At 40.5% G+C, this 17,599-nt stretch carries 15 protein-coding genes; 6 read left to right on the top strand and 9 right to left on the bottom strand.

The features are described from left to right. Positions 1-9 precede the first annotated feature (9 nt). Together ORI89_RS08180 and ORI89_RS08185 are read right to left on the bottom strand one after the other, a co-directional pair. The gene (locus ORI89_RS08180; RefSeq protein WP_268229973.1) at positions 10-1,080 is read right to left on the bottom strand and encodes a Gfo/Idh/MocA family protein; all 1,071 of its coding nucleotides are present in this window, start codon (positions 1,078-1,080) and stop codon (positions 10-12) included. A 3-nt stretch (positions 1,081-1,083) separates the two neighbouring features. Then, positions 1,084-2,358, bottom strand: coding sequence for a Gfo/Idh/MocA family protein (locus ORI89_RS08185; protein ID WP_268229974.1), 1,275 nt, complete (start codon positions 2,356-2,358; stop codon positions 1,084-1,086). 227 nt (positions 2,359-2,585) lie between these two features. On the opposite strand from ORI89_RS08185, the gene ORI89_RS08190 reads away from it, so the two are divergent. Continuing rightward, the gene (locus tag ORI89_RS08190) at positions 2,586-3,029 is read left to right on the top strand and encodes an acyl-CoA thioesterase (protein WP_268229975.1); all 444 of its coding nucleotides are present in this window, start codon (positions 2,586-2,588) and stop codon (positions 3,027-3,029) included. Positions 3,030-3,173: 144 nt separating this feature from the next. Here ORI89_RS08190 and ORI89_RS08195 read toward each other — a convergent pair whose 3' ends face one another. From ORI89_RS08195 to ORI89_RS08205, 3 genes are all read right to left on the bottom strand, one after another. Then, the gene (locus ORI89_RS08195) at positions 3,174-4,685 is read right to left on the bottom strand and encodes a bifunctional GNAT family N-acetyltransferase/carbon-nitrogen hydrolase family protein (protein WP_268229976.1); all 1,512 of its coding nucleotides are present in this window, start codon (positions 4,683-4,685) and stop codon (positions 3,174-3,176) included. A gap of 166 nt (positions 4,686-4,851) precedes the next feature. Continuing rightward, positions 4,852-5,175: a DUF3467 domain-containing protein gene (locus ORI89_RS08200; protein WP_268229977.1), complete on the bottom strand. Its 324-nt coding sequence runs from the start codon at positions 5,173-5,175 to the stop codon at positions 4,852-4,854. Positions 5,176-5,230: 55 nt separating this feature from the next. Then, positions 5,231-6,340, bottom strand: a complete 1,110-nt coding sequence (locus tag ORI89_RS08205) for a M42 family metallopeptidase (protein ID WP_268229978.1) — start codon at positions 6,338-6,340, stop codon at positions 5,231-5,233. 307 nt (positions 6,341-6,647) lie between these two features. Between ORI89_RS08205 and lgt the strand changes: the two genes are divergently transcribed. From lgt to ORI89_RS08230, 5 genes are all read left to right on the top strand, one after another. After that, positions 6,648-7,478, top strand: coding sequence for a prolipoprotein diacylglyceryl transferase (gene lgt, locus ORI89_RS08210; RefSeq protein WP_268229979.1), 831 nt, complete (start codon positions 6,648-6,650; stop codon positions 7,476-7,478). Between the two features lie 53 nt (positions 7,479-7,531). Continuing rightward, the gene (locus ORI89_RS08215) at positions 7,532-8,722 is read left to right on the top strand and encodes a multidrug effflux MFS transporter (RefSeq protein ID WP_268229980.1); all 1,191 of its coding nucleotides are present in this window, start codon (positions 7,532-7,534) and stop codon (positions 8,720-8,722) included. 398 nt (positions 8,723-9,120) lie between these two features. Continuing rightward, a complete protein-coding gene (locus tag ORI89_RS08220) occupies positions 9,121-10,278 on the top strand; it encodes an ROK family protein (protein ID WP_268229981.1) in 1,158 nt (385 codons plus the stop codon). Between the two features lie 32 nt (positions 10,279-10,310). Continuing rightward, entirely contained in the window at positions 10,311-13,445 is a 3,135-nt protein-coding gene (locus ORI89_RS08225; RefSeq protein WP_268229982.1) for a SusC/RagA family TonB-linked outer membrane protein, read from the top strand. A 91-nt stretch (positions 13,446-13,536) separates the two neighbouring features. Continuing rightward, a complete protein-coding gene (locus tag ORI89_RS08230) occupies positions 13,537-15,480 on the top strand; it encodes a SusD/RagB family nutrient-binding outer membrane lipoprotein (RefSeq protein WP_268229983.1) in 1,944 nt (647 codons plus the stop codon). Positions 15,481-15,849: 369 nt separating this feature from the next. Here ORI89_RS08230 and ORI89_RS08235 read toward each other — a convergent pair whose 3' ends face one another. From ORI89_RS08235 to ORI89_RS08250, 4 genes are all read right to left on the bottom strand, one after another. Next, positions 15,850-16,023, bottom strand: coding sequence for a hypothetical protein (locus ORI89_RS08235; protein ID WP_268228893.1), 174 nt, complete (start codon positions 16,021-16,023; stop codon positions 15,850-15,852). Next, a complete protein-coding gene (locus tag ORI89_RS08240) occupies positions 16,010-16,186 on the bottom strand; it encodes a hypothetical protein (RefSeq protein WP_268229984.1) in 177 nt (58 codons plus the stop codon). The genes ORI89_RS08235 and ORI89_RS08240 overlap by 14 nt, the downstream gene beginning before the upstream one ends. Before the next feature lie 119 nt (positions 16,187-16,305). Continuing rightward, positions 16,306-16,710, bottom strand: a complete 405-nt coding sequence (locus ORI89_RS08245) for a DUF5675 family protein (protein ID WP_268229985.1) — start codon at positions 16,708-16,710, stop codon at positions 16,306-16,308. A 51-nt stretch (positions 16,711-16,761) separates the two neighbouring features. Beyond that, on the bottom strand, positions 16,762-17,301 hold the full coding sequence (locus ORI89_RS08250) for a hypothetical protein (RefSeq protein ID WP_268229986.1): 540 nt from the start codon (positions 17,299-17,301) through the stop codon (positions 16,762-16,764). Between the last annotated feature and the right edge of the window lie 298 nt (positions 17,302-17,599).

The following is a 17,599-nucleotide window of genomic DNA, read 5'->3' on the forward strand; positions in this document are numbered from 1 at the left end:
TATTATTTTTTAAACAGAAACAAATGTGCCATTTTTCACCGACTCATCACAAGCTAATGCAATCTTCAAACTATTCAAGGCATCCTGCATTGACTTAGAGAGGTCCATATCTTCTTGAATGGCTTTCAAAAAGAAAGCCTGTTCCCTATCGCAAAGCTCCTGATGATTAGGTTCATCATCCAGGTTAATCCACTCGTCTTCTTTTACAAACTCATTTTTTTCATCAATATCTGCATAGTGCACTCTTAACGACTCTGTTTGCGTATGTGCTTCTACCGAATCTGATTTGCCACTGCTTCCTGCATCCTGCGCCACTATAGACACGGAACCTTTTGGCCCGATCACATCTTTTACAAAAAATGCTGTTTCACTAATCATTGGCCCCCAGCCAGCTTCATACCACCCTACCGAACCATCGTCAAAACGTATCTGCAATTGCCCATAATTATAATTATCTGCTGGTATATCCTCCGTCAAACGGGCACCTATCGCCGACACCTGCGTTGGTTTTGCATCTGTCATCTGGCACATCACATCAATATAGTGCACACCACAATCCACGATAGGACTTAAGCTCTTCATCAAATTACGGTGTACATCCCACATATAGCCTCTGCTCTGCTGGTTTAAGTTCATTCTAAAAACTAAAGGGCTTCCCAAAGTTCGTCCCATTTCTATAAACTTAATCCAAGAAGGGTGATGCCTTAAAATATAGCCTATTACCAATTTTTTACCTGCATTATTTGCTGCATCTATCACACGTTGTGCCCCCTCTACAGTATCTGCTAAAGGTTTCTCTACGAAAACATGTGCCCCGCTCTGAAATGCTTTTATGGCATAATCTTCATGTGTATCGGGGTAAGTCGATATACAAACCGCATCAGGTTTCGATTTAGCCAATGCGTCCTCATACACTTCAAATGTTGGATAGCTGGCTCCCAATTTTTCATTCAACTTATGCTTACTATCTCCCCTAGATACCAACCCCACTATTTCAAAACCTTCCAAATGATGATAAGCCGTAGCATGAGAAGCTCCCATGTTTCCGCAACCCACCACCAATACCTTAATATTTTTCATTTCTTACGTAAACTTATAATGCCCAGGACGCGCTATAGGCTGCTCATCCAATTTCATATCCCAACTATAATCCTCAATCGCAGGCCCTACTTTTTCGGTTGAGTTTATAATCTCTTCATGCGAGATTGTTTTTCCTGAATAGGCAGACAGACGTCCCCATATGGCCAACAACGTTGAATTTGTCATAAAGTCATCGTTTAGTACTTTTCCTTCTCGAATAGCCTTAAACAATTCATCGTGCTGTGTCTGGTACATATTATTCAGACGTTTAGTATTCTTCCAAGGATCTTTACCAAAAATATCATAACTGCTATTTATCGATACATCAGCATAACCTTCCATTCCCATTACCTCGACCGAATTCCTTGAAGTTGTACCGTTCTGTTGTCTTCCAAAATGGAATCCTCTAAACCCGTTATCATATACATACTCGACAGCAAAATGATCATAAACATTTCCAAATTTATTCCATGGCCTGCTTTGCCTTCCACCTGTTGCAGTCACTTTAGTAGGCACAATGTCGCCCAATATCCACGACATATAGTCAATACTATGCACCGTTTGTTCCACAATCAAATCGCCCGAGTAGCGTTGCTGATAGACCCAATTTCTTAATTGATACTCCACATCGTTCCATTCTGGTTTCCTATCCTTATAACTAAGCTCGCCGCCGTGTCTAAAAGTAGAAATCGCTTTAATCTCTCCTACCGATCCGCTTTTGATACGCTCTACAAAATCCCTATTCGGGAAAGAATAACGAAAACAAAACCCACTTACAATACATAATTTTTTCTCTTTCGCCAATTTCACTGCTGCTTCCACCTCATGTACCCCCGGTATATCTACTGCCACAGGTTTCTCACAAAACACGTGTTTTCCTTCTTTTACTGCTAAGGTGATATGTGCAGGTCTAAAACTTGGGGGTGTACACAATAATACGACGTCAACATCAGATTTTATCAGTTTTTCATAAGCATCAAACCCCACATATGAACTTTTTTCGGTCACTTCTATACGATTACCATACTTTTCTTTTAAAGCCGACAGTGTATCGCCTAGATTATCGGCAAACACATCTGCCAATGCAGTCACTACTACCCCAGGGTCGGCGTCCAAGGCCTGAAATACGGCTCCTGTCCCTCTTCCTCCACAGCCTATCAATCCTACTCGAATTTTACGGTTATTCAAATCTCCTGTATTTGCCATAGCACCGCTGCTCATTGCAGCTGCTCCTAAAACTAAACTACTGTTTTTTATAAAATTACGTCGGTTGATCATAATGTGTCTTTCTGGTTTTAGCTTATTGCTTATTAACTGTTTTTAAAATTAAATTATTGAAAACAACATCTATTTTCAATGCCAAATTAATAATAACCAGCATATTTTGCAAAATCGCTTCAAAGAAGTTACACCAATTATTGTTTTATCATAAAATCCTCCTTTCAAACCCCACACTACCCTATATTTTTTCCTTTAACATTCTATTATTTTATCTATCTTGCTTTATGGACAGTACTATTTTTTACGAAGGGCAAGTTTTATGGTCCCAACTGGACCCCAACATGCACCTTAGACACTCTGCCTATGCAGACCTCTGCGCACAGGCCCGCAGCAATATGCTCAAACAGTTGGGGCTCTCATTGCATGAATTTGCACAACACCATATTGGCCCTATCCTTTTTCGCGAAGAACTCATTTATAAACGGGAAATCGGTATTGATGAAAACGTACAAGTAAAAATCGAGCTCACCAAATTCAATCTTAGCAACGCCCGTTTTTCATTCCGTCATGAAATAATCAAAGAAAACGGGGTACAGGCCGCAGTTGTAAATGTTGATGGCGCATGGCTGGATCTACAAAAGCGAAAATTGACAAATATTCCTGCTGAATGGTACAACTATATACATAAAGCTCCAAAATCAGCAGATTATACCGAAATACAAGAATAACCAACAATCTCCTCACTGATACCCATTAAAAGTTGGGCTAAGGAATAATAACGTAGAGAGGCAGCCTCGTTGCTCGAGCAATAATACTATAAAAAAGAAAGGCAGGCATATTCAAGAAGATAGTGCCCTGCCTTTCTCAACGTATTACTTTTTTAATGCCACCTCATAGAGGTCTTTTCTTCTATCTTTTAATATCTTCACCGTTCCGTATTCATGCAGATCACGCAGCGCGTAAAGATCGACATCAGCTATCAGCACCATCTCGGTATTCGGCGTAGCTTCCGCTTTGATTCCGTTATTTGGAAAAGCAAAATCAGATGGTGTAAATACTGCTGACTGCGAATACTGTATATCCATATTGTTTACACGGGGTAAATTACCCACACATCCTGCTATAGCTACATAGCATTCATTTTCAATTGCCCTTGCCTGTGCACATGTGCGCACCCGTAAGTAACCGTTCTGGGTATCGGTCATATAAGGCACCATAAGCAATTGCAAACCCTGATCAGCCATAATACGTGTCACTTCTGGAAATTCCACGTCATAGCAAATCAACAAACCTACTTTACCACAATCTGTATCAAACACCTGAATTTTATCGCCGCCTATCATCCCATAATACTTAAACTCATTCGGTGTGATATGTATTTTTTTATGCACATCAATTTTCCCACTTCTGTGGCATAAATACGAAGCATTGTACAGGTTATTCCGTTCTACGACAGGCATAGAGCCTGCTACAATATTCACATTATACGAGACCGCATAATGCTGCATCTTCTTCACAATTTCGTCGGTCAGTTCAGCCAACTTTTTCATTGCAGCTCTTTCGGGCAAATGATTATATGGGCTCATTAGCGGCGTATTAAAAAACTCTGGAAAGAGCATAAAATCTGCACCATAATCACTCACCGCATCCACAAAAAACTCCACTTGATCGTAAAACTCATCCAGATCTTTAAACAGCCGCATCTGCCACTGCACCAAACCTAAACGAATAGTCTGCTTGGTTTGCGAGTTGGACTTAGCATCCGGGTCATAATAAATATTATCCCATTCCAACAAAGTCGCATACTCATTAGACTGCTTATCCTCGGGCAGGTAGTTTTTTAATATTTTATTCACGTGAAAATCATTCGACAATTGAAAAGTAAGCGTAGGGTCAAATATCTCCTTACGTTTCACTTTTTCGATATAGGTACGGGGTGTCATCTGATCGGCATAATTATGGTAATTCGGAATTCTGCCTCCCGCCACAATTCCCTTCAAATTCATCTCTTCACAGAGCTCCTTACGTGCATCATAAAGTCTCCTTCCTAAGCGTAAAGAACGATATTCGGGGTGCACAAACACTTCAATACCATAAAGTGTATCTCCGTCGTCATCGTGCTTAGAGAACTTTCCGTCGTCTATAATTTCGTAATACTTACGTTGGATATTTGTCTTTTTTGAATCCAATATCAAAGATAGCGCACACGCTACCACCTTGCCGTTCATCTCTACGCAAATCTGCCCTTCTGGAAAAAGCTCAACTAAATCCTCAATATTCTCCCTCGTCCATACTTCGCCTGTTTTTCCACCATAAGCTTCTTCCATCGATTTTTTTAAATCTTTGTAATCTTTGCTCGTTAAGTTTCTTACCTGTATATCCATAGTCTATCTTCAAGTTCTCTTAAAATTGCAAGGAAAAATTCAATTTACATAGTAAAAAACAAACTGTTTTTCCTCTCTCGCTCACAATGTTAAAAAAATAAAAGCAAAAAAGGCTATCTGATATCAGATAACCTTTTCCCCAATCTTTTCTACTACGCTTCCCTACCTACGCTTCTCCTGTAGGTCCGAAATTTAAGGGCATTGTAGGTTCGTTCGTTTTGATTGGGCCACTCTGCGCCTCAAATCTATTTACATTATCTTGCAAAGCTCCCAATAGCCGCTTTGCATGTTCGGGTGTCAATATAATACGCGACTTCACCTTTGCCTTCGGTATCCCCGGCATAATGCGTATAAAATCCAACACAAACTCCGAGTTAGAATGTGTGATGATTGCTAGGTTACTATAAACCCCTTCAGCCATTTCCTCACTCAATTCGATACTCAACTCGTTATTATCCAAATTTTCCTCGTTATTTTTTTTTAAATCCATAAAATTCACATCCATTACACAAATACTATTATATCTTAATTTTTCATCAACTACTCTACTTTGTAAAGCTTCTAAAATCCTGTCCGTTTTCTATTTTTAATAAAGCTTCATAAATCAAACGGATTACGTTGTCCACATCTTCCTTATGTACCATTTCTACCGTTGTATGCATATAACGCAAAGGCAATGATATCAAAGCTGATGGCACGCCACCATTAGAATAAGCAAAAGCATCGGTATCTGTCCCTGTCCAGCGGGAAGAAGCCTGTCTTTGAAAAGGTATTTCGTTTTCTTTGGCCACCTCCATCAATAGACGGTTGAAATTTATTTGTACAGCTGGCGCATAAGATAATACCGGTCCGGCTCCGCAACTCAAATCACCCTGTGTTATTTTGTTTATCATTGGTGTCTGTGTATCGTGTGTAACATCCGTTACGATTGCCAGATTCGGTTTAATATGGTGCGCTATCATCTCTGCTCCGCGCAAACCAATCTCTTCCTGCACCGAGTTTACGATATATAAACCAAAAGGCAAATTTTTATTATTCTCTTTCAATAAACGTGCTACCTCGGCAATCATAAAGCCGCCTGCACGGTTATCTAGTGCACGCCCTACATAATAGCGGTCGTTTAACACCATAAACTCATCTTCGTATGTCACCACGCACCCCACATGAATCCCCATCTCCTCAACTTCCTCCTTAGAGGTTGCTCCACAATCTAAAAATATATTTTTCAGCGTAGGTGTTTCTTCTTTTTCTCCCGAGCGTGTATGAATAGCCGGCCACCCAAAAACAGCCTTCACCATCCCTTTATCCGTATGTATATTCACCCGTTTAGAAGGCGCTATCTGATGATCCGACCCACCATTGCGAATAACATAAATCAACCCATCTTTTGTAATATAGTTTACAAACCACGATATCTCATCTGCATGAGCTTCAATAACCACCTTATAAGGAGCCTCGGGATTTATAATCCCTACTGCTGTACCGTAATTATCAATATAGGTATCATCCACGTATGGAGCTAGATAATCCAGCCACATTCGCTGCCCCTGCCACTCAAACCCAGTCGGTGAGGGATTGTTTATATATTTCTCGAAAAATGCCAACGATTCACCTGTCACTACAGGGATATGTTTTTTTTCACTCTTTTCTTTCATATTAACGTTATTCTCATTCCAGTATTAGCTAGCAAATTAAACATTTTTGCTTTCTTTTCAAATTTAGAAACATTGTTTAATCCGTATGTGTATAATTATCCGTCTTTTATTTTTCCTATCTCCCAATAGATATCATAAATACTTCTTGGCTTATGCAGCACCTCTTTATTACTGTTTACATTTTTCAGCTGCAACCATAAACCAACTAACCAGATCTATCGAATACAGAAGATTTCGCCTGATCAATATTTGATGGAATATGGAGTTTTTAAAAGATTACCTTATATTTACCCAACAAATTCGCAACATGCAAACAATCATCAACGCCATACACTGGAATATCGATCCGATACTTTTTGAAATCGGATCATTCGGTCTCCGCTATTATGCCCTCTGTTTTTTAGCTGCTTTTGCAGTATCCTATGCTATCATGTTGAAGATTTTCAAACAGGAAGGCAAATCGCAGGAACTTCTAGATCAATTAAGTATCTACATTTTCTTGGGCACGCTTATAGGTGCCCGTTTGGGTCATTGTCTATTTTACGAGTTTGACTACTATAGCAAACACCCTTTAGAAATGATACTTCCGTTCCGTATCGTAAACGGGAGCTTCGAATTAACGGGTTTTCAGGGATTAGCCAGTCACGGTGGCGCTATCGGTATCCTCACTGCGCTATGGATGTTCTGCCGTAAAACTAAAACTGATTTTATGTGGATAGCTGATCGCTTGGTACTGGTTGTACCATTAGCGGGCGCTTTTGTCCGTCTGGGCAACTTCTTTAACTCTGAAATCATCGGTTTACCATCCACATTGCCGTGGGCTGTAGTTTTTGAAAAAATAGACAGCATACCCCGGCATCCGGCCCAATTGTATGAAGCCCTTGCTTATGTAGGTATATTTTTCATTTTATGGGCTGTTTTCAAAAAAGGCTTACCTAAACAAGGATATCTACTTGGGCTTTTCTTCATATTGCTCTTTAGTGCGCGTTTTTTCTTAGAGTTTTTCAAAGAAAATCAAGAAGAGTTTGAGCAGGGCATGCAATTTAATATGGGGCAGCTACTCAGTATCCCCTTTATAGCTATAGGTTTATACCTCATGTTCAGAAAAACGAACGAGCCCAACAAAATAAAAAAATAAAACTGAACCCACCCCTAACAAGGTGGGTTTTTAGATTCTCCACAAAAATATACATGATAAAAACAACAACAAATAGAAGAGTTATACTCATCATTTTAGGGCTTCTTTCTGCTATAGGCCCTTTTACTATAGACATGTACCTGCCTGCCTTTCAAACGGTAGCTGATGACTTCAACACCAGCATGGACAAAGTGCAGCTTACTTTAACAAGCTATTTCATCGGAATCGCCGTAGGGCAATTAATATATGGTCCACTGCTTGACAAATATGGTCGAAAAAAACCGTTACTGGCGGGCCTTCTTATTTATATTGCCGCTACTTTTTTATGTATACTCACTCAGGATATCGAGCATATGATTGCCTATCGATTTCTCCAGGCACTTGGTAGTTGTGCAGGCATGGTCGCTGCCCGGGCTATGATTCAAGATTACTATGAGCCTCGTGAAGCTGCCCGCGTATTTAGCTTATTAATGCTCATTATTGCTATTTCACCTATCTTGGCACCTAGCGCAGGAGCCTTCTTACTCAACCACTTGGACTGGCATTATATTTTTGTATCCTTATTCGTTATCGGATCCGCAATTTTAATAGTCACGTTTTTTTTCCTCCCCGAATCGTATCCCGGCAATCGGAAGATGTCGCTCAAACCACATGCTATTTTAGCAAATTTCTGGGAGGTATTCACCAACCGTAAGTTTTTAACCTATTGTCTTGTGGGCTCGGTGGCATCGTCGGGTTTGTATGCCTACCTAGCGGGCTCTTCCTTTGTTATGCAGCAATATTTTGGCCTAAGTCAAAGCCAATATGGTCTGGCTTTTGCTTTTGTAGCCTCTGCTATGGTCGTTGCTACACAAGTCAACCGTGCGTTATTAAAAAAATGGAGCAGTCCCCAGATCAGCCGTATTGCCAATATGTGGCAAGCTTTAATTGGTGTTATGATGATCATCTGCCTGCTCACTGATACGTTAACGCTACCTGTACTACTAGCCTTAGTATTCGGCTACCTGCTGGGACACGGTTTTATTTTCCCCAATACATCAGCCATGGCTTTATCACCTTTCAAAGCACTAGCGGGAAGCGCTTCTGCCTTACTGGGCTGTATACAAATGGCTATCGGAGCACTTACTTCAGGACTTGTCAGTTTCTTTCATAACGGCAGCTTATACCCTATGCTATTTGTTATGGCCGGTGCGGCAATCTTGTCTTTGTTTGTCCATATTTTTGCCAGCAAATCTGTTGATTAAAATATTTTCTAAAGAACACTTGCTTAGTGTATAAATTACACTTATATTTGTAGCATCATAATTTAGGTTTATAATTGGTTAGCAAAGGTTTTCATTCTCCCCGTTTGAAAACCTTTCTTTTTTGAATTTAATTCTAAGTCATCATTTAATAACCCTAGCTTAGGTTACTATAAAACAAAGCCCTCTTTTCACATTCTGTTTAATTGTTACAATTCTACAGCTACTATATTCTCTCTTTTTGTACATGAAGTTCTCGTTCTAAAGAGCTACAAGGCATTTTCCATTATAAAAGCACAAATTCTTTTTAAAAATTTTAATAAGTATTTTGATGTTAAGAAATTATCACCATATCTTTACGCTTTCTTTAATATTAATTATAATCTTAAGTTCCAACAGCATTGAAACAAGCAATCGTCAAATCTTTCTATCTTGGAGGTACGCAATCTATTGCGGACTTAGCCCGCAATATTGGGAAAAGCATACCTAGTGTAACACGTGCAATCCAAGAACTTGTGACTAGTAAAGTGCTCAACGAGGAAGGCTATGCACCATCTACAGGAGGAAGGCGTGCTATACAATTTAAACTCAACGCTAAATACAATCCTCATTTTATAGCTGTTGCTATAGATCAATATAGTATACACACAGCTCTATTTGATATCAATAACACTGCGGTTATCCCACCAATTATGCGTGACAATCGCCTTAATAGTCCTGAAGCATTCCAAAGCATAATAAATGCTATACAAAATATACTTGATCATCCGGACTGCGACAAATCCCGTATAGGAGCTATCGGTATTACTATTCCCGGTTTTGTAGATTCACATTTACAAATTAACGATTCGTTCCGAATAGACGATCCCTTATATAACCTGCCTGCCAGTTTAAAAAAGATATTTGACATACCCATTTTTATCGAAAATGATTCTAGTGCCATCGCTATAGCCGAAAGTACGTTTGGGGCAGCCCGTAACACTCCTAATGCACTCATCATTAACTTCAATTGGGGTGTAGGTCTTGGCATTATTGTCGAGAACAAACTTTTCAAAGGTCATAATGGTTTTGCGGGCGAATTTAGCCATATCCCATTATCTCAATTCAACAAACTATGTTCTTGCGGCAAACGAGGCTGTCTCGAAGTCGAGGCTTCATTAATTACTGCCATTGACTATGTTGAAAATAAGATTCAAGAAGGTGAAAGCTCTATCTTGAGCACCGAAGTGAACAAAGAAATTCTCCATACTGGCAATGCACTCATCAAAGCCGCCTTTCGAGGCGACCCATTGGCCATAAACGCAATCAATAAATCGGCTTATATGCTAGGTAAAGGTATCGCTACTTTAATTCACATTCTAAACCCTGAAAAAATCATTATCAGCGGCAGGGGCTCTGAGTTGGGCGACATTATTTTTCCGCAGATTCAGTCTGCTGTACATGAATTTGCTATTCCCCGACTTGCAGCCCAAACCGAAATAAAAATATCACAATTGCCTCACGACATTCAATTATTAGGCTCTATGTGCTCTGTAATCGATAAATACAATTGGAACTAATTTTTAACATAACAAACTATAATCTTTAAAACATGATCACAATTTACTCAAGAACATGCTGCATTCTACTGACGCTGGTCTTTAGTGTACAGATGCTCTTTGCGCAGCAAACTGTAACAGGGATTATCTCTGACGCTAACGGCACTCTGCCGGGTGTCACAGTTACCATCAAAGGCAGCTCTAAAGCTACTCAATCAGACCTTCAAGGTCGTTATAGTATAGAAACTTCTGCTGGCCAGACACTTCGTTTTTCCATTATCGGCTATACCGCCCAAGAAGTTTTAGTCGGTCAGTCTAATACACTAAATGTCACATTGGAAAGTGAGAACGAAAGCCTAGGTGAAGTTGTTGTCACAGCTATGGGTATTAAAAGAGAGAAAAAATCACTGGGATACTCTTTTCAGGAAGTTAAGAACACGGATCTAGTAGAGGCTCGCGAAAACAACTTAGCAAATGCCCTTACGGGCAAGGTATCGGGTCTTCAGGTTATTAAAGGATCCAACGGACCGGCTTCATCCTCAAAAATTGTACTCCGTGGTTTCACTTCCATTACTGGAGATAATCAGCCTTTAATTGTTGTTGACGGTGTTCCTATGGAAAACTTTTCTGGTGCAGCCAATAATGACTTCTGGAACCCTACTCCCGACATGGGAAGCGGTTTAGGCGATTTAAATCCTGAAGATATCGAGAATATGTCTGTACTCAAAGGCGGAGCAGCTTCTGCTCTCTATGGCTCGAGAGCTTCTAATGGCGTTATTCTAATAACAACCAAATCGGGCAAAAAACAAGATGGGGCGGGTATTACCTACTCGGCTACTATAGGTTTAGAAAATCTTTTCATCACTCCTAAATTACAAAATGAATTTTCACAAGGTAGCGATGGTAAATATTCGGCTACTTCTGCCAATAGCTGGGGAGAGAAAATCACCGGTCAATCGGTAGAGGCCTGGGACAAAACCAGTAGACCGTTAAGAACATACAACAATATCGACAATTTTTTCAAAACGGGTGTTAACACAACGCATCACGTTGCGTTCCAGCAGCTGGTTGGCGAGCATACTAACATCTATACTTCTGCGACCTATTTACACGACGACAGCAAAACTCCTGGTGTAAAACTTGATAGACTTAACCTTATCACTAAGGCTTCTTCTAAATTTGGTAAAGATAATAGATGGTCAACCGACGTTAAAGTTCAATACATGAACAATACAGCCCACAATCGTGCTGTAGGTGGTGCTAATGCTGGCAACTACTACTCAACAGTGCTACTACTACCTCGCACGGTCGACATTACCGATTTTAAAGCAGGTATGAATGAACTGGGCGTAAACCAGACCTGGTATACCCCGGGTAACGGTGTTAACCCTTATTGGGCTACTCATAACAGACTTAACCATGATGCCAGAGACCGTTTTTTACTAAATGCCAGTGTTAAATATCAATTTAACGACTGGTTGGATGCTGATGTAAGAGCCGGGTCGGATCTTTACACCACAAAATTCGATGACCGTACGTACACGGGATCATCCATGCAAAACAATTACGGCACAGGTATCGACAATTTTTATGAAAATAACTTTATAGCCAGTGTTAATGCCCGCAAGGATAATTTAATCGGAAAGTGGAGTGCATCAGCCTCTGTGTTTGGCCAGATCATGAAACAAAAATTCAAATCCATCAGTGCAGGTACTGGCGAACTGGAAGTACCTAACCTATTCAGTTTAGGGAACGCAGTCGGCAATCCATCTATTACCGAGAGCTTTAGAAACCAACAAATCAATTCATTATTTGCTACGGGTGAGATCAATTACGACAATTTTTGGTTTATTAACTTAACTGCACGTAACGATTGGTCTTCGACTTTAATTAAAGAAAACAGATCTTTTTTCTATCCTTCTGTCAGCACCTCTTTAGTCATTACAGATATGATCAATAAAACAGGTGGCGAAAACCCATCTTGGTTAAATTTTGCTAAAGTGCGTGCTTCTTACGCCGAAACCGGAAATAGTCTAGCTCCTTATAAACTCTACAATGTTTATAACATAAACAAAGACCCTAACGGCAACACGGTGGGTAGTAAAGGGAAAATAAAATACAACCCGCAGGTTGTCAGCGAACTTTTAAAATCTTTTGAAGTAGGTTTTGACGTTCGTTTATTCAATCGTCTAAATGTAGATTTTGCTTACTACAAGTCTAATGCTACTAATCAATTGATCGAGATCCCTCTGAACAGTCTTTCAGGCTATCAAAGCTTTATGGCTAATGCGGGAGACATACAGAACAAAGGTTTTGAGATTATGCTAGGCGCCAACATTCTTAAGAACCCAGATAAATTCATGTGGGATATGAATGTAAACTTTTCTAGGAACATCAACGAAATCATCAAGCTTCTCCCTGAAGAAGAAGTATACTACACCCCGCTAGGTGGTTTCGACAATGTTAAAGTACAAGCATACACGGGCCAAAAATACGGTGCTATTTACGGTAGTAAATTTAACAGGGTTGAAGACAAAGAAAGTAAACATTACGGTCAAATGATCTTAAATGGCAATGGCCTTCCTACCGCAGCGCGAGACAAAGATGGTAAAACAGATTTTTACTTAGGCAATCAAAGTGCTGCTGCACTTCTGGGTATAACGAACTCCTTTGCTTACAAAAATTTCGGTCTTTCTTTCTTAATTGATGCCCGTCTAGGCGGTGAATTTTTTGCAGGCACGAATCTAGCCTTACAAAAAGCAGGGCTATCCTCTGAAACTGTTGTTAATGGCGAACGCGAAGACTTCATTGTCAGCGGAGTCGTTAGCGATGGAAAGGGTGGCTATACCGAGAACACTCAAAAAGTCACACATCAGCAATATTGGAATCAGGTTACTACAGAGAGTGGCAACTTAGGTATCACCGAGCAGAATATTTATGATGCTACAAATATCCGTTTAAGAAATATACAATTCAGCTATTCTCTACCAAAATCTGTGCTTGGCAAGTCTGTTGTTAAAAATGCAAGATTTTCTTTATCCGCCAACAACGTTTGGATGATCAAAAGCCATGCAAATGGTATAGACCCAGAGTCTGTATTTGCTATTAGCACAAATGCCGTTGGCTTTGAATATTTAGCAGTACCTACTTCCCGTTCTTACTTTTTAAATATTTCGTTAGGCTTTTAAAATTGATTCTTAGTATTATGCAATACCCATGTTTCCTTCAACCCAAAGATGCATGATTATTCCATATCGCTATTAAAAAGATTATACACATATGAAAAATAAATTATCAAAATTCACTATAGCCCTTGCTTTGGCAGCTTCAATATCGGCTTGTTCGAAATTTGAAGATATCAATACCGACCCTAACGCAGCGAGCAGCGAGCAGGTTCAGGTTGAATATTTCTTAAACAATTCTATTATCGGTGCCCAACAGAATCCTGATGTAGCCGAGCGTTCTTTTGTTTTATACTGGAAAACAGCCGGACATCAACACTTGTATTACGTCAATGACTTCGCATTAAATGTAGGTTCATACAATTCCGATTGGACAAACGCCTATTGGTCGTCCTCTTCGAGCTGGCTAAACCATGTTAATACGGCTATACAAATTGCAGAAGAAAAAGCGGCTAACGGCACTGCCAAAGTTTATAATAATAATCTTATTCAGGTTTCACGTATCTGGAGAGCCTACTTAATGAGCGAATTATCCGATATATTCGGGCCTATTCCCATAGATGCATTTCAGGGTGTTAACCCTAAATTCAATACAACCGAAGAAGTTTATCATTTTCTTTTAGCCGAACTTAAAGATGCTGTTTCTAAAATCGATGAATCGGTTGCACGCACCGATAAGTTAGAAAAGTTAGACCCTGCGTACTCCTACAATTGGGAGAAGTGGGTGCGCTACGGCAACTCTATGCGCCTGCGCTTAGCCATGCGTATTGCTGAGGTTGACCCGGGCACAGCACAAACCGAATTTGAAGATGCTGCAAAAGGAAAATTAATCACGACAGCCGACCATACCTTCAAAGTAGCTGAAAAATCTGGATGGGACGACCTATCCGGTGTTATGAGCCGCGAGTGGAACGAACAACAGCTATCCGCTACCTTAAACAATCTGTACTTGGGCTTAGGGGGTATCAAATCCAAAGATCAGCTTCCTGATTCTTTACACAGCGCTATCAAACCAGCTAATTATATGGGGCGTCGCTTTTTAGACCACTATTCGGTCAAAACGAACGACCCTTCCGCAGGTTTCTTTTTTGATGGTTTGCCACACAGTATAGACCCGCGGGCTTATGAAACGTTCTACATACCGGGCGATTTTAAACGTACAAACAAAAAAGGAAAAACCATTTGGTCAAACTTCCCTTCCAACGAAACGACCCCTACAATTACAGAGGTAACATTGGCTAAAAATGGTGCTAGCAATAAAGAAGTAAAATTGGATACGAAATTTACCTGGAGCACAATGGCAAATGGTGATTTTGGAGCTAAAGGCACAACAAACCCGATCCGATCCAAAGCAGGTGTCGGTAAAATACCTGCTTTAGCACACGAATATAGATCGAGCGACAATAAAAGAATATTCTTTGCCGACTGGGAAACGTATTTTTTATTGGCTGAAGGAGCTGTACGTGGCTGGAATGTAGGCACGAGTGCTCAGGCTGCCTACGAAAATGGCATCAAAGCTAATTTCGAGCATTTAGGCGTCTCGCAATATTTATCGGCGTACCTTAACTCTCAAGATTACAACCGTGCAGGTACCTCCGTGAAATTCACACATACGGCAGAACCTTCTTCGACTTACACCATGGATTATGTTGATGGCTACACCGGTACTGCAGGTACTGTCAGTGTCAAATATCCAGACAACACAATTTATAAAGGCGGGAAAGTGAAGAATGATTTATTAACTAAAATCATTACACAGAAATTTATTGCCAATACGCCTTGGCTTCCACTCGAAACTTGGAGCGACCACAGACGCTTGGGGTTACCTTTCTTCGAAAACCCAGCGGTTGAGAATCCGCTTACAAACATGCCGGATATTTCGAGCAGTAACTACATGACGAATCAGGTCAGTTTCTTCCCTCAACGAATTAAGTATCCATCCAATTTCGAAAGTGCAGATCAGAAGGGATATAACCAAGCTGTAAGCCTTCTTGGCGGCAACGACAATGTGCTAACACCTCTTTGGTGGGCAAAAAAGTAACTCTTAAATTTATTTTTTTTTATACAGCAAGCCGCCTCACCATATTCGTGAGGCGACTTTTTTATGAGCAGTTCTCATCTATTAGCATAATCGTATTTTTATACTCCTATTTAAAGATTCTGCATCAGCACGACTTCCTCTCACAGCAGTACTTTATCCATTTACATTTGCCCGTAGAGAGACTATGTGACCAAATCGTATATATTTTTTTTAAACTTTCAAAAACATTTGCTTAGTGTACAAATTACACTTATATTTGTGGTATCATAATTTAGGTTTATAATTGGTTAGCAAAGGTTTTCATTCTCCCCGTTTGAAAACCTTTCTTTTTTAGCTCAAAATGCCTATTCACCTCCCCTATTCAACCCTTTATTCATCCTGCTTTTTACGTTTATGGAGCTGTTCGCTGAGGAGGTAAGACACTACTGTGCCCATCACTGCCATAAGCAAAGTGTGCAGCACATCGCCCAAAGCAAAGTTTGCCCATATCGAACATAGGCTGCCGCCCAGCGTGCCCGACATCACCTGATTATTCGTGTTCATCGCCCTGCTCCTTTCCTTTAGTGGTATTATCGGTGACGGCTTCGAGCACCCCGAGCGCCAAAGCCACATAGCGTGCCGCTTGCATTATTTTAATAGGCAATTTTATAGGCGCCAGCAGCACAACCTGCACCGCTTCGCGCATTTTTCTGATAATTTTATTCATTTTCTTAATTTTTAATCTGTTGTTTATAAACTGAACGTTTTGCTTAATAATGAGCGGCTGGCTTTTTACAAACCTCGCCGGCCGCTCATCAGCTTGCGGTGCTAAACCGACCTGAAAGGCTACTGAATGTGTAAAAACACTTCCTGTCCGCTATCCCACAGGCTATACACCAAGGCTTTGAGCTCGGCCAGGGCTTTTCGGCTTTCTGTGCCTTTGCCCTCCCCTGTCAGTGTTGTCACAGGAGCAATACAGCCCAAGAGCTCTTTCAGCGCATCGTTTGCTGCGTGTATAAGAATAGCCTCCCGCTGCAATACATGGGGTATGCCGATCTGCACGCCATGCTTGGGGTAAGTACGCTCCATCAGCTTGTATCTCCCTGTAGAGATACAACTTAGCCTGCGCATATTATTGCGCCATGGCAGCTCGATGGTGTGACAAATCTTTTGCCCTTGATAACTGATAGTTCCATTGGTTCCCCCTTCTCCGTAAGTCCGCCGGAGAAAAAGAGTTGCTTGATTTTTCAATTTTTTGTTTTTTTAAGCTAAAGGCCCGAAGGCCTTTTAGCTACTTATTCTCTACGTTGAAGTCGATTTATCTTCGCCATAACGAACAATAACAATCGTGATGTTTCCTGGCGTATCGATTAAGGTGAATCGATACATGGTGCTTTCATAATCGGGATTTTCTACTGTGGTGGTGTATTTCCAGTCCAACCCATCTCCATCTTTATCGATTGCCAGCCCCGACTCGATCACGGTATCACTATCGTCGACGATCTCCAATGTGATCTGCGTGACCTGCAATATATCTTTAACGAGGAAGGTAATTTCTTGCCCAACGAGCCCTGTATAACCCTGATCTCGCAATCGTCGAATCTGTGGAGGATTGAAATAATCTTTAAAAGCCACGTTATAGGCTGTCTGGTTTACATTTGCCTTTGCTTTATAGCGTGCTTTTAAGACATCGTCTCTAATGGATTTTTTAGCATAGAGCGAAGCGTCAAGAAATCTATCTTGCACGGCGAGCTGATCTTTGGTATAGGGCTTGCCGTCGGGTCTTTTCTTTGCCGTTCTTGCAATGATTGTCTGATCACCCTTTTGGCGGAACACAAGCATTTTACCGATTTTGCCAGAGGTTCCCTGCATAACGACATTGTCTACTGATTTTGCCATTTTTTTTAAATTTAATATTGTTTATAATTCTGTTTACGTAAGTCCTCTTTCGGGGCGCCTTCCGACTGGCTTACACAACAAAGGTTTGAACAAAAAATAACAAAACAATGGCTACAGCCCCCCTACGGACGTTTACGAATGCTTACGAACGATTATGAAGGAATATGAATAAAAAAAGAATTTCTTATCTAGCGTCAATATCAGGAGAGGTACTTTTAATTTGCAGACTCATTGCTGGGTA

Source organism: Sphingobacterium sp. UT-1RO-CII-1, assembly GCF_026711005.1.
Taxonomy (GTDB): domain Bacteria; phylum Bacteroidota; class Bacteroidia; order Sphingobacteriales; family Sphingobacteriaceae; genus Sphingobacterium.

What these genes read in the sequence shown, in the direction of transcription:
- ORI89_RS08180 (WP_268229973.1), bottom strand. Translation starts at nt 1,080, where the DNA reads ATGAAAAATATTAAGGTATTGGTGGTGGGTTGCGGAAACATGGGAGCT.
- ORI89_RS08185 (WP_268229974.1), bottom strand. Translation starts at nt 2,358, where the DNA reads ATGATCAACCGACGTAATTTTATAAAAAACAGTAGTTTAGTTTTAGGA.
- ORI89_RS08190 (WP_268229975.1), top strand. Translation starts at nt 2,586, where the DNA reads ATGGACAGTACTATTTTTTACGAAGGGCAAGTTTTATGGTCCCAACTG.
- ORI89_RS08195 (WP_268229976.1), bottom strand. Translation starts at nt 4,685, where the DNA reads ATGGATATACAGGTAAGAAACTTAACGAGCAAAGATTACAAAGATTTA.
- ORI89_RS08200 (WP_268229977.1), bottom strand. Translation starts at nt 5,175, where the DNA reads ATGGATTTAAAAAAAAATAACGAGGAAAATTTGGATAATAACGAGTTG.
- ORI89_RS08205 (WP_268229978.1), bottom strand. Translation starts at nt 6,340, where the DNA reads ATGAAAGAAAAGAGTGAAAAAAAACATATCCCTGTAGTGACAGGTGAA.
- lgt (WP_268229979.1), top strand. Translation starts at nt 6,648, where the DNA reads ATGCAAACAATCATCAACGCCATACACTGGAATATCGATCCGATACTT.
- ORI89_RS08215 (WP_268229980.1), top strand. Translation starts at nt 7,532, where the DNA reads ATGATAAAAACAACAACAAATAGAAGAGTTATACTCATCATTTTAGGG.
- ORI89_RS08225 (WP_268229982.1), top strand. Translation starts at nt 10,311, where the DNA reads ATGATCACAATTTACTCAAGAACATGCTGCATTCTACTGACGCTGGTC.
- ORI89_RS08230 (WP_268229983.1), top strand. Translation starts at nt 13,537, where the DNA reads ATGAAAAATAAATTATCAAAATTCACTATAGCCCTTGCTTTGGCAGCT.
- ORI89_RS08235 (WP_268228893.1), bottom strand. Translation starts at nt 16,023, where the DNA reads ATGAACACGAATAATCAGGTGATGTCGGGCACGCTGGGCGGCAGCCTA.
- ORI89_RS08240 (WP_268229984.1), bottom strand. Translation starts at nt 16,186, where the DNA reads ATGAATAAAATTATCAGAAAAATGCGCGAAGCGGTGCAGGTTGTGCTG.
- ORI89_RS08250 (WP_268229986.1), bottom strand. Translation starts at nt 17,301, where the DNA reads ATGCTTGTGTTCCGCCAAAAGGGTGATCAGACAATCATTGCAAGAACG.